Here is a 12,615-nt window from a genome sequence, read left to right on the forward strand (position 1 = left end):
CTTACTTTTTAACAGAATTCCCAGCTAAAAAGAGTGGGTTTTATAAAGTCAAACTATGATTTCATATTCCTATATCAAAGAATGCGTTTTCTTTTGAACCAAAAATAGATGACCAACGCAATAACCACCATCACGCCCAAGGTCATAAAATAACCCAAAGGCCATTGTAGTTCGGGCATATATTCAAAGTTCATTCCATAGATACCTGCAATAAAAGTTAAGGGCAAAAAGAAAGCCGAAAAGATGGTCAACAATTTCATTACATCATTGCTTTTTTGTGCGTTGACCGAAAGATAAGTATTCAGTAAATTATTCGCGTTTTCAAGCACTTCGTCATAATTGAGTAGCAAACTCAGCAGCTTGTCTTTGATGTCTTGCAAGGCGGTTTTGGAAGACTCGCTCACTTCGAGTTGGTGAATGACATTTTGAAAAATCTGCAATAGTTTTTTGGTGATACGGGTTTGCGCTTTCAAGAAATACAGTTCTTCCAAGGAGATTTTAGAATAGTCTTGCAGGAAAATCGTCTTTTCGATTTGAATGATTTTTTCGTCCAAGTCGTTCAAAGGAACTTGATAAGTTTCAACCATTTTGTGGATGAGATAAATCAAAATCTCCTCAGGTGTTTTGTGGTCTTTTTTTACCGTTTCCAAAAAAGTAAACGGACTGCGATGAATCGTGATGATTTTGTGTCCGTTGTAAAAAAAGGCGATTTTATGCGACAATTCATTGATGGTTGTCGCTTTACTGGCCATTCTCGGTGTAAAAGCCCTCAGAATTAAAAAATTATAATTGGGCTGCTTTTCAAATTTGGGCAAGTGGCCTCGCTCCAAACTATCTTTAATTTGAAAATAATCCAATTGGTATTCTAGGGCAATTTGATCAAGACTTTCTTTGTTGGGTTGGCAAATGTCTATCCAAACAAAGTTGTCGAATTGTATTTTTTTTGGGGCAGGTGATGTCATTTTGTTTTGGTTGTAAATAGATCTTTTTTAATGTAATACAAATACCTACTAACTTATAGTAAAAAAGATGATCTCTTTTAATAAACTAAAAAAAAAAAAAAAATAATTATTTTGCTTTATGATTCAACACCACTCATTATAGGTACTCTTTCAATTAATTCTGCTTGATAGCTTAATATTTTTTTCTTTTTAAGAAAGTAAACTCTAGATAGAACAAAAGCGTAATTGTTTATGGAAGAAAAAAGGATTTCTAAGTTATCATCTACATAATTTTCATTCACAAAATATTCACGATTTTCTTGTATATATAATTCGAAATTTGCTTTTATCTCATGAGTAATTATATCTTGACAATCTTTAGCTGCTAATAGCTCTTTTATTTCATGCTTCATTTTCTCTTCCAAAGGTTTAATTTCATTAAAATTAAGACGAATTTGTTCAAATGGCGTAACATTACTTACAAATTGCAAATCATTAGACAACTGAACATAAATATCATATTTAAATTCAAACTCCTTATCATAATCAAAAAAGTCAATGTACAACTCTTGCAGTTTGGGTTTTGAATTATTTTTTTGCTCTCGAATAAAAAAGTGTTTAAAAATTTCGATATCATTAAGTTTAATTCTTTCGTTTAATATTTCTAACTCTTTTTCTAGTTTAGATAGTATTTCTTGACAATCATCAACAGAATATTTAACTCCATCATAATCAAATGTCTTTACCCCCAAAGAATGATCTGATATTTGCTTAATTGATTGAATATCTATTTGAAGTGCGTTTGCAATCAAAACTTCATCTAATTTATTTTCTGAAAACAAATCAATTAACTCAACAACACTAGCTGTGGTATGTAAATTTGAAACATCAAAATACAATGGATTTTTATTATCGTAATAACCATTGTAAACCTTGGAAAAAGAATTCTCAAAAAAATCAGTCTTGTAATTTAATTGAAACATTTCAAAAGGTAAAACCGAACACTCACCAGAATAAACAACTTTATCAAACATTTTTCGAGTTAGTTCCGTTTGAATTTTTTCAATATTCGTAAATAAAAGATTGGCAGGTTGATTATTCAGTTCAGTTTTATTCAAACCTGTTTTTTCTAACATTTTAATTCGATCCTCTAGGCTTGGATGCGAAGCCCATTGATCTTTAATAATCAATTTTGATTTATTGAACTTATTTAAATCATGTTCCGAAACAAAGGGTAAATCATCTTTTATCTCAATATTACTGTCTTTTGCGAGAAAATTTGCTACAAACAAATGATCTCTGAAAACATTGTCTGATTTTTGATTTTCAACTATTTTCTTATCATAAAAATCCAATACTGAATTGTATGCATGATCTACTAACGACATTCTAAGTAAAGACTGTTTCAGAGGTTCATAACCTGTAATATTTGCTGCTATTTCATCCGCATGAAATTCCATTTCTCTTGATAATGCCATGTAATTTTTATTCACAACACTATAAACTTCTCTAAGTAACCATTTTATACCTTCGATAATTTTAAATGCTACTATCACAAAAATTGAAAAATACCCACTAGTACTTCCCCATTTTTGCAACATTTTATCATACGATTCATTTTCAAATAACATATTGAATATAACTTGGTTTACATTATATACATAACTACCAACTTTCATTGATTTTTGAGAAAAATGCCCAAATTCATGACTTAATATAGCTTTTAGTTCAGACTGTGTAATTGAATTAACTAAACCAATTCCAATTTGAAGGTTTTTCTTTATTGGAAAAAACATACTCCAAAAACTTGAATCATAAAACACAGAAGCATTTACATCTGATGACAAGTATACCTTTTTAGGGAAATTAGTACCGACTTTCTTTACAATATCTTCTATCATTTCAAAAAGTTTTGGCTCATCGGTTTTGGTTACTTCAGTTAAATGAGATAGATCAAATTTGTGAGACTTAAAAATAAATTTTACTAAGAAAAACAAAACTAAAACACCTAGACTTGCCAATCCAATTCCAATGGCAATGGTAACAAACATTGGCTTAGCAGCAATTAACATAACCCCACCATATACACATAAAATTGTCAATCCAACCGCCAAAACCAACATGGTTATATAGGTAATTAGAAAGAGTAATATTGAAAAAATTGCTTTGGTTGTTTGAACTTTAAAATCTGATGATACTTTTATGTTATCCATTTTTTTAGATTTAATATTGTTTATCTAAATACAATTAATCAATTTCAAATATAACAATAATTACTTACAAAAATTATCACAACAATATAATTTTATAGTCACATTCACACAAATAATACTGACTTTATTTATCCCATATTGTAATGAAAAGCAGGAATAGCTCCTAAAGCGAAAAATTGGGCAAACACCATAAATGTGCGATTTTGAAAAACAATCTTGTAACAAAAATTGTATTTTCGTGACAAAGAAAGTATATGCTTAAACTATTCAACGAAAATATAAAGATTGCACTGGGTTCTGTGAGGACTCAATTGCTGCGTACCATCTTGACGGTACTGATTATTGCTATTGGAATTACGGCTCTGGTAGGCATTTTGACCGTGGTTGCCGCCTTAGAAAACACCATTTCTAATGATTTTGCTTCCATGGGCGCTAACACCTTCAACATCAATCAATACGAAAACACTACTCGTAATCGTGGTGGAGGCGAAAGAGAAATCATCAACCCCATTATTTCTTACCCGGATGCCGTAGCTTTTCGAAACAAATACAAATACCCGTTTACGGAGACTTCAATTTCCTTTACGGCTACCTCTACAGCCGAAGTCAAATACCTGAATACCAAAACCGATCCTGAGAATAAAATTGTAGGAGTAGACGAACGATTTGCGGTGAATTCGGGACTTGAATTTAGTTCCGGGCGCAATTTCACAAGTTTCGACATCAACAATAATGCGTACGTGTGTGTTGTGGGTTCCGATTTCGAAAAAGGCTTACTCAAGGATATAAACCCAATCGATAAAATCATTTCGATTCGTGGCGCTCGTTTTAGAGTTATTGGCGTTTTGAAAGAAAAAGGCGCTACGTTTGGTAACAGTCAAGATTTACGCGTTTTGATTCCGATTCAATTGGCAAGATCCTTATTTAGCGCGCCCAACATTAATTACAGCATCAGCGTAATGGTGGGCAAAAAAGAATTATTGGACCAAGCCGTAGACAACGCCACTGCCGTAATGCGACGTGTTCGCAAATTAAGCCCTGTCAAAGACAACAACTTTGGGATTGTTCGAAGTGACGATTTGATCAACCGCATTTTGGGTATCACCCAATATTTAGGTTGGGCCTCATGGCTCATTGGCATCATTACCATTTTAGGTTCTTCTATCGCCTTGATGAATATTATGATCGTATCGGTAACAGAGCGCACTCGAGAAATTGGAGTTCGTAAAGCCTTAGGTGCCAAAAAAACCACTATTGCCTTTCAGTTCTTTATCGAGACTTTGCTAATTGGTCAATTGGGCGGACTTGTGGGCATTATTTTTGGTATACTCATCGGTTTTGGAATTGCCAAAGCCATTGATTTTGTTTTTGTTATTCCATGGGGCGCCATTTTGGCCGCCTTTGTTACAAGCTTTATTGTAGCCATCGTTTCAGGCCTATACCCTGCTGTTAAAGCATCTAAACTAGACCCGATTGAAGCATTGCGATATGAGTAGTTGTTTGAAAAGAGATTTTTAGAAGGCAGAAAGCAGATTCAAGAAGGCAGATTCAAGAAGGCAGATTCAAGAAGGCAGATTCAAGAAGGTAGATTGAAGAAGGTAGATTGAAGAAGGTAGATTGAAGAAGGTAGATTGAAGAAGGCAGAAAGCAGATTCAAGATAGCAGAAGGCAGATTGAAAAAGGCAGTTTTTGTAAAATCAAAACTAAAACAGTTTAGAATATATCAAAATTTAAAAAGCAATCACTTTAATCATTTAAAATGAAGTTTCAAGAATTGTTAGCCTACAAAAAGTCATTTGAGTTATCTATGATGATTTTTAAAATGACAAAAACATTTCCAATCGAAGAAAAATATTCTTTAACAGATCAAATAAGACGCTCTTCGAGAAGTACATCTGCTAATATTGCTGAAGCCTCTAGAAAAATAAGATACGAAAAGCATTTTGTATTAAAACTAACCGATAGTGACGCAGAGAATGCTGAAACACAATCATGGTTACAATACGCTTTAGCTTGTGAATATATTTCAGAGGATTTATTTACAGACTTAACTCAAAAAAGTTTAGAAGTAGGAAGACTAATAAACTATATGATCAACAATCCTGATAAGTTTACTTAAAAAAGCAGAAAATAGACTTCTGACAGAAGATAGAAGAATACAGAGATTAGATAGATCTATGGTTAAAAATTGAATTTAAAATCTTAATTCTGAAGTCTGCCGCCTGCTCTCTGCCGTCTGATTTCTGCCGTCTGATTTCTGCCGTCTGCTTTCTGCTTTCTGTCGTCTAAAATCTTCAATCTAAAAGACCAGTCGTCTGAAAACTTATTTCAATGCCAAAATCATTCGGTCGTTTCCGTAAATATCTTTTCGTAATTCCACATTCTGAAAACCTAAACTCACCAACAAATCAACCGTTTCTTTTCCCAAATACTGATTGATTTCAAAAAACAATTTTCCGTTGGGGCGTAAATGTTTTGCAGCCAAAGCGCCTATTTTTCTATAAAAAATCAAAGCGTCATCATCGGCTACAAATAAGGCCAAATGGGGCTCATAGTCTAAAACATTTTTTTTGATCTCTTGCTTTTCCAAATGTCTAACATAAGGCGGATTCGAAACGATAACATCATATTCGGTGGGTAAATCCTCTGTTTCAAGAATGTTTTGCAATATAAAACTGACGTCAACCTGATTCAACTTCGCATTGTTCTGCGCCACTTCCAAAGCTTTTTCCGAAACATCTATAGCCGAAACTTTGGCCATTGGCAAATGTTTTTTCAAACTAATCGGAATGCAACCGCTCCCCGTACCAATATCGAGAATGGAGCACTCGGCGTTGCCATTCCTTGTGCTACAATTCTGAAGAATCCATTCGACCAATTCTTCGGTTTCGGGCCTTGGAATCAATACATTTTCATTGACTTCAAAATCCAATCCATAAAAACTGGTTTTTCCTAAAAGGTATTGAATCGGAATTTCTTTTTTTAATTCCTCTAAAATGGTGTTCCAAACCACAAGATCGGTCTCCGAAAACGTCAAATGGGGTTGCAACGCCAAATCAATTCGTTTGAGTTGATGTTTCGTTTCCAGTATTAAATAAAAAAAACTTTCGGCCTCACTGTTCTCATATACAGAAGAAAGTTCTTGAATAAAATGGGCTCTATACTCTTTTATCGTCATGATTAATTGTAAAATAATTCGATTTGCATCGAAAAAAAAGTCATTATAAATCCTTTAGCATCCAAACAGGACAACTACTATGCCCTGTGTTGCCCATAGCACTACACAAATATTCAAAACCGGTTTTCTTGTATAATTTTTGAGCCTCTAGCATAAAAGGCATGGTCTCGAGATAACATTGTTCGAAACCGAATTCTTTGGCAGTTTGCAAACAAATAGCCATCATTTGACTACCAATCCCCTTGCTTCTAGTTTGAGGCAAAAAGTACATTTTTTGCAGCTCACATATCGTTTCTTTCTCATTGGCCAAAGGCGCAATTCCAGCACACCCCACCACTTTTCCTTCATGTTCTACTACAAAATAAGCCGAACGCGGTTTGCTGTATTCTTCATACATCAAATCCAGATAAGGATCTTCATAAGCAGTCCCTACTTTAGGAATTTCCAATTCATCAAAAACAGTCCGTATCAATTGTGCTACTTCGGCATTGTCTTTTTTTTCAATTTTTCGGATTATCCAAGATTCCATAAAAGGGTGATTTAAAAACTATTCTACAAAAGTAACATTGTAAATGGAAAAATAACTCAATTGCAAAAGGAAATCACTAGCACAAAAAACTGTACTTTTGTATGATGAAAAAGCACGAAACCTACCTAAAACGTTGTATCGAATTGGCCAAAAATGGTCTAGGTACAACCTATCCAAACCCTCTAGTGGGTAGCGTAATTGTTGCCAACAATACAATAATTGGCGAAGGTTGGCACCGAAAAGCCGGCGAACCCCACGCCGAAGTTCACGCCATCAACAGTGTTAAAGACAAAACCTTATTACAAAAAGCAACCCTTTATGTGAGTCTTGAACCTTGCAGCCATTTTGGAAAAACGCCCCCTTGTGCAGATTTAATTGTAGAAATGGGAATCCCAAAAGTGGTCATAGGTACCGTGGATCCCAACATACAAGTAGCAGGAAAAGGAATTGAGCACCTAAACAATTCTGGGATTGAAGTAGTTGTAGGCGTACTTCAAAAAGAATGCATTGAGCTCAACAGACGTTTCTTTACCTTTCACAACAAAAAAAGACCTTATATCATTCTTAAATGGGCAGAAACTACAGATGGTTATATTGCACCTCTTGAAACTACCGAAAGAGCTCCAATTTGGATATCCAACAAACGATCCAGACAATTGGTGCACAAATGGAGAAGCGAAGAACAAGCTATTTTGGTTGGAACTGAAACGGCTATAAAAGACAACCCAAAATTAGATACTAGAGATTGGCATGGTCAAAACCCAATTCGTATTCTTATCGATCGAATGGGACGAATCCCTACCTCAAGTCATCTTTTGGACCATAGCATTCCTACTTTAATTTTCACTGAAAAAACTATTTTAAGCAATGAAAAGAATTCTACTTATAAAACCATAGACTTTACCAAAAATATAGTCCTTCAAATTGTCAGCACCTTGTATGAACAAAAAGTTCAATCGGTCATTATTGAAGGTGGTGCTAAAACCATTCAATCTTTTATAGATGAAAATCTTTGGGATGAAGCTCGAATATTCATAGGCACTTCAAATTTTGATCAAGGCACAAAAGCTCCACATATTGAAAAAGAAAATGCATGGACTTCCACTTTGGATTCCGATCAGTTATTAATACTTAGAAATAATGATTGACACCCTTATTTTTGATTTTGGTGATGTCTTTATCAATCTCGATAAAAAAGCAACACAAGACCAATTAGAACAATTAGGCCTAAAAGAATGGAATAAAGAACTCCACGCGCTGAATATTGCTTTTGAAAAAGGAAACTGTACAAAAGAAACCTTCATAGAGGGTTTTCAAAAACACCTCCCAGGAGCAAGTAAAGAAGAAATCCTGAGCGCATGGAATGCCATCTTATTGGATTTCCCCTTGTATCGCTTGGAATTTTTACAACAACTCTCCAAAAACTATCGTCTTTTTTTATTGAGCAATACCGATGCGATTCATATTGACACTTTTGAACAGAGAGTTGGAAGTTCATTTTATAGTGCTTTTTATCAATGTTTTGAAAAAGTATACTATTCCTTTGAAATGGGGATGCGAAAACCGGAACTCGAAATATACCAATACGTATTGCATCAACATGAACTTTCGCCCAAACGAACCTTATTTATAGACGACAAAAAAGAAAATACTGATGCTGCTCAATCTTTAGGAATACATGTTTGGAATTTATGCGTTGGAGAGGAAGATGTAGTAGATTTATTGGATAAAGAATTTTTGTAATTTCATTTTACCCATACATTTGGAAACTTTAGACACCTATAAAACCATCGATATCCCATCTGAGGAAATCCTTTTTAAAGAGAAAGGCAGTAAGTTTTTTGGCTATGCCTATCCTATAACAACCGAAGAGGATGTAAAACCTATTATTGAACACTTAAAAAAGCAACACCCAACGGCCTGTCATTACTGCTATGCTTACCAAATTGGAACTGAAAAAATTTTGTACCGAGCAAATGACGATGGAGAACCCAGTAATACTGCAGGCACACCAATTTATGGACAAATACAGTCATTTGGACTTACCAACATATTAGTTGTTGTCGTAAGAATTTTTGGTGGCACCAAACTAGGTGTTGGAGGATTAATATCCGCCTATAGAACAACTGCACATGATACGCTAAACATTTGTGAAGTGGTAGAAAAAACAATTGATATCCTTTTTAGTATTCGATTTGACTACAAACATATGAATAGAGTAATGCGAGTGATAAAAGAAAATCAAATACAAATTAACCATCAAGAAGTCGATATTCAACCCGAAAATCACTTGCCTATGGCAAAAATTAGCTGTCAAATACGAAAAAAAAATGCCGAAAAAGTTTTCAGCATTTTTGAAAGCATGTTTGAAATCGAACTACAAAAAGAGTAAAAACATGTATTTTATCGATGAATAATGCCGTTAATCGATAGTCTTCAATAGGTCCAAAATATAATCTGGTGGAGCAATTGGTCGACCGGTTTTTAGCGACACAAAAACCAAAATAAATTCGGCAGTTGTTAATAACTCTTTAGCTTCATTATAAATAGCACACTCAAATTCAATCTTCACCGATTGCTGACTTTTGAAACGTGTTTGAATGGTCAACAAATCATCATATCGGGCAGGTTTTTTATAGTTCAAAGTCATCGATACTATAGGCAGTGCAATTCCATTTTCCTCCATCACTTTATACGAAACTCCATGATTTCTAAGCCATTCCACTCTACCAATTTCAAAATAAGGCACATAATTGCCATGATATACCACTCCCATTTGGTCTGTTTCTGAATAGCGCACCCTTACTTGAACTTCATGATTTTTCATAAGTATATTTCTAATAAATAAAAATTAATATTTTTCGTCATACGACATTTTTTTCAAAAATTATAGTCCAAATTATTTTTTTAAACAAAAAATTATTCACATTTTTGTTAACGTGAAAAAGAGAATTTTCTACACTTGTTTTTCACTACAAACAACAAATAAAGTCTAAATTATTTCGCCAAATCTATGAATAAAACTGCACAATCGGTATGGGATAACTGTTTATCTTTCATAAAGGACAACATTCAGGAGCAAGCCTACAAAACATGGTTTGAGCCTATCAAATCAGTTGAACTCACCGATAACGCACTTTACATTCAAGTTCCAAGTAAATTTTTTTACGAGTGGTTAGAAGAGCACTATGTAAAATTACTAAAAGTAGCCCTCACAAAAGAGCTTGGTAAAAACGCCAAGTTGCTTTATAAAATAAAAATGGAGAATACTTATGGCAACAAACAACCTTTCACCGAGCAGCTGCCTAGTACCAATAGAGTTGTGGTGAAACCCCAAGAGGTAGATTCGCCAATTAAAAACTTGAATCCAGAATTAAAGAACCCTTTTGTTATTCCTGGAATCCGAAACATAAAAATCGAATCGCAACTCAACCCAAATTATAGTTTTGACAATTTCATTGAAGGCGATTCAAACCGTTTGGCCCGTTCGGCTGGTATGGCAGTAGCCAACAAACCCGGAGGCACATCATTCAACCCTCTTTTAATCTTTGGAGGAGTAGGATTGGGTAAAACGCACCTAGCCCACGCTATTGGTGTAGAAATTAAAGACAAATTCCCCGAAAAAACGGTCTTGTATATTTCTGCAGAAATTTTTGCACAACAATACATAGATTCTGTAAGAAAAAACAATAGAAATGATTTTATTCATTTTTATCAATTGATTGATGTTTTAATCATTGACGACGTACAATTTTTATCAGGTAAATCAGGCACACAAGATGTGTTTTTCCACATCTTCAACTATTTGCATCAAAACGGTAAACAGGTAATCCTAACTTCGGATAAAGCTCCAGTAGATATGCAAGATATTGAACAACGTTTGCTTTCTAGATTCAAATGGGGATTATCCGCCGAGTTGCACCAACCCGACTATGATACCCGTATTTCAATCTTAAAAAACATTTTGTACCGGGATGGCGTTTTCATTCAAGACGACATTATCGAATATGTTGCGCGTAACATCAAAACCAATGTAAGAGAATTAGAAGGCGCAATAATTTCGCTTATTGCTCAATCTTCTTTTAACAAAAAAGAAGTAACCATCGACTTAGCCAAAAGCATTGTTGAGAAATTCGTTAAAAACGTTAAAAAAGAAATCTCTATAGATTATATTCAAAAAATCGTTTCGGACTATTTCCAATTAGACATCGACACTTTACAGTCTAAAACCAGAAAAAGACATGTTGTGCAAGCCCGTCAATTGGCTATGTTTTTTGCGAAGAAATTCACCAAAGCTTCTTTGGCAAATATTGGCTCACAAATTGGAGATAGAGATCACGCTACTGTATTACATGCTTGCAAAACAGTAGACAATCTTGTAACTACCGACAAACAATTCAAAAAATTTGTAGACGACATTAACTCAAAACTTACGATATAAATCCTTTATGCCTGTAAAAATTTTAATGGTTTGTCTAGGCAATATTTGCCGATCTCCATTAGCAGAAGGTATTTTAGCCTCGAAATTACCAAAAAATCAATTCATTGTGGATTCTGCCGGAACCGGCTCATGGCATATAGGACAATCGCCTGATCAGCGCTCCATTGCTGTTGCTAAAAAACACAACATTGCCATTGCGCATCAAAAGGGCAGACAAATTGAACCTAGGGACTTTGATACCTTTGACTACATTTACGTCATGGACAGTTCCAATTACGACAATGTAATAGCTATGGCTCAAAACAATATGCAAAAAGACAAAGTACAAATGATCTTGAATGAGTTGTTCCCAGGCGAAAACGTTGATGTTCCCGACCCTTATTTTGGTCTTGCCAACGGTTTTGACAATGTTTATCAAATGCTAGACGAAGTTTGCGAGGTAATCGCCGATAAATTAATCAAAAAACACACTTAATTCTGTAAAAGTTACAGTACAATACATACAATGAACACAAATACTTCTTATGGCAAACTTTATTTAATCCCAACCACTATGGGTGAATGCGACCCTATGGATGTATTGCCACAGACTATAAAAAGAAGTATTGATTTGATAGATTTTTATATTGTTGAAAACGAAAAGACGGCTAGAAAATCGATCAAACAAGTGCAACCCGAAAAAAAGCAATCCGAATTGGTGCTTTTTCCATTAAACAAACACACCGAAAACAACGTTCTCTCTTCCTATCTCCAACCCCTTATGGAAGGAAAAAACATGGGACTCATGAGCGAAGCTGGGTGCCCAGGTGTGGCCGATCCAGGTGCCGAAATAGTAAAACTAGCACACAGCAAAGGCATACAAGTAGTGCCATTGGTAGGCCCTTCTTCTATTTTACTAGCGCTAATGGCCTCTGGGATGAACGGCCAAAGTTTTACGTTCAACGGCTACCTTCCCATTGAAAAAGACGACAAAAAAACAACCTTAAAGTTTCTTGAAAAACTATCATTTGATAAAAACCAATCGCAAATTTTTATCGAAACGCCCTATCGTAACAACAAACTACTCGAAGATTTAATTCAAATTTTACACCCCGAAACCTATCTTTGCGTTGCAGCTGATATCACCTTACCAACTGAATACATTAAAACCAAAAAAATAGCGGCTTGGAAAAAAGAAAAAGTAGACCTTCACAAGCGTCCTACTATTTTTATTTTACACAAAATGTAACTTTGTGAGTTTTTTAGTATATTTGAATATTAACTACTAAAAAAACATTTATGAAAATTACCAAACGCGATGTGTACGTTTTTAT

Annotated in this window: 13 protein-coding genes; 8 read left to right on the top strand and 5 right to left on the bottom strand. The window is 34.5% G+C overall.

Going from position 1 to position 12,615, the window contains the following annotated elements:
* Positions 1-74: 74 nt before the first annotated feature.
* Both ACZIX2_RS12545 and ACZIX2_RS12550 read right to left on the bottom strand, forming a co-directional pair.
* The gene (locus ACZIX2_RS12545; RefSeq protein ID WP_463340439.1) at positions 75-962 is read right to left on the bottom strand and encodes a CorA family divalent cation transporter; all 888 of its coding nucleotides are present in this window, start codon (positions 960-962) and stop codon (positions 75-77) included.
* A 116-nt stretch (positions 963-1,078) separates the two neighbouring features.
* Positions 1,079-3,154 carry a M48 family metalloprotease gene (locus ACZIX2_RS12550; protein ID WP_463340440.1) on the bottom strand — a complete coding sequence of 692 codons (2,076 nt, stop codon included), beginning with the start codon at positions 3,152-3,154 and terminating at the stop codon, positions 1,079-1,081.
* A 254-nt stretch (positions 3,155-3,408) separates the two neighbouring features.
* Between ACZIX2_RS12550 and ACZIX2_RS12555 the strand changes: the two genes are divergently transcribed.
* Together ACZIX2_RS12555 and ACZIX2_RS12560 are read left to right on the top strand one after the other, a co-directional pair.
* Positions 3,409-4,650 carry an ABC transporter permease gene (locus tag ACZIX2_RS12555; RefSeq protein WP_463340441.1) on the top strand — a complete coding sequence of 414 codons (1,242 nt, stop codon included), beginning with the start codon at positions 3,409-3,411 and terminating at the stop codon, positions 4,648-4,650.
* A gap of 263 nt (positions 4,651-4,913) precedes the next feature.
* Positions 4,914-5,273, top strand: a complete 360-nt coding sequence (locus ACZIX2_RS12560) for a four helix bundle protein (RefSeq protein ID WP_463340442.1) — start codon at positions 4,914-4,916, stop codon at positions 5,271-5,273.
* Positions 5,274-5,477: 204 nt separating this feature from the next.
* Here ACZIX2_RS12560 and prmC read toward each other — a convergent pair whose 3' ends face one another.
* Positions 5,478-6,332: a peptide chain release factor N(5)-glutamine methyltransferase gene (gene prmC, locus ACZIX2_RS12565; protein ID WP_463340443.1), complete on the bottom strand. Its 855-nt coding sequence runs from the start codon at positions 6,330-6,332 to the stop codon at positions 5,478-5,480.
* Positions 6,333-6,375: 43 nt separating this feature from the next.
* A complete protein-coding gene (locus ACZIX2_RS12570; RefSeq protein ID WP_463340444.1) occupies positions 6,376-6,861 on the bottom strand; it encodes a GNAT family N-acetyltransferase in 486 nt (161 codons plus the stop codon).
* A 104-nt stretch (positions 6,862-6,965) separates the two neighbouring features.
* Between ACZIX2_RS12570 and ribD the strand changes: the two genes are divergently transcribed.
* From ribD to ACZIX2_RS12585, 3 genes are read left to right on the top strand one after another with little or no spacing between them, the layout of a single operon-like run.
* Positions 6,966-8,009: a bifunctional diaminohydroxyphosphoribosylaminopyrimidine deaminase/5-amino-6-(5-phosphoribosylamino)uracil reductase RibD gene (gene ribD, locus ACZIX2_RS12575; protein ID WP_463340451.1), complete on the top strand. Its 1,044-nt coding sequence runs from the start codon at positions 6,966-6,968 to the stop codon at positions 8,007-8,009.
* Entirely contained in the window at positions 8,002-8,604 is a 603-nt protein-coding gene (locus ACZIX2_RS12580; RefSeq protein WP_463340445.1) for an HAD family hydrolase, read from the top strand. Before ribD ends, ACZIX2_RS12580 begins: the two co-directional genes overlap by 8 nt.
* Positions 8,605-8,623: 19 nt before the next feature.
* Positions 8,624-9,253, top strand: a complete 630-nt coding sequence (locus tag ACZIX2_RS12585; protein ID WP_463340446.1) for an IMPACT family protein — start codon at positions 8,624-8,626, stop codon at positions 9,251-9,253.
* A gap of 30 nt (positions 9,254-9,283) precedes the next feature.
* Here ACZIX2_RS12585 and ACZIX2_RS12590 read toward each other — a convergent pair whose 3' ends face one another.
* On the bottom strand, positions 9,284-9,688 hold the full coding sequence (locus tag ACZIX2_RS12590) for an acyl-CoA thioesterase (protein ID WP_463340447.1): 405 nt from the start codon (positions 9,686-9,688) through the stop codon (positions 9,284-9,286).
* A gap of 186 nt (positions 9,689-9,874) precedes the next feature.
* On the opposite strand from ACZIX2_RS12590, the gene dnaA reads away from it, so the two are divergent.
* From dnaA to ACZIX2_RS12605, 3 genes are read left to right on the top strand one after another with little or no spacing between them, the layout of a single operon-like run.
* The gene (dnaA, locus tag ACZIX2_RS12595) at positions 9,875-11,302 is read left to right on the top strand and encodes a chromosomal replication initiator protein DnaA (RefSeq protein WP_463340448.1); all 1,428 of its coding nucleotides are present in this window, start codon (positions 9,875-9,877) and stop codon (positions 11,300-11,302) included.
* A 7-nt stretch (positions 11,303-11,309) separates the two neighbouring features.
* The gene (locus ACZIX2_RS12600) at positions 11,310-11,777 is read left to right on the top strand and encodes a low molecular weight protein-tyrosine-phosphatase (protein WP_463340449.1); all 468 of its coding nucleotides are present in this window, start codon (positions 11,310-11,312) and stop codon (positions 11,775-11,777) included.
* Positions 11,778-11,807: 30 nt separating this feature from the next.
* On the top strand, positions 11,808-12,530 hold the full coding sequence (locus ACZIX2_RS12605; RefSeq protein ID WP_463340450.1) for an SAM-dependent methyltransferase: 723 nt from the start codon (positions 11,808-11,810) through the stop codon (positions 12,528-12,530).
* The last annotated feature ends 85 nt before the right edge of the window (positions 12,531-12,615 follow it).

The sequence above is a fragment of the Flavobacterium riviphilum genome (genome assembly GCF_055231795.1).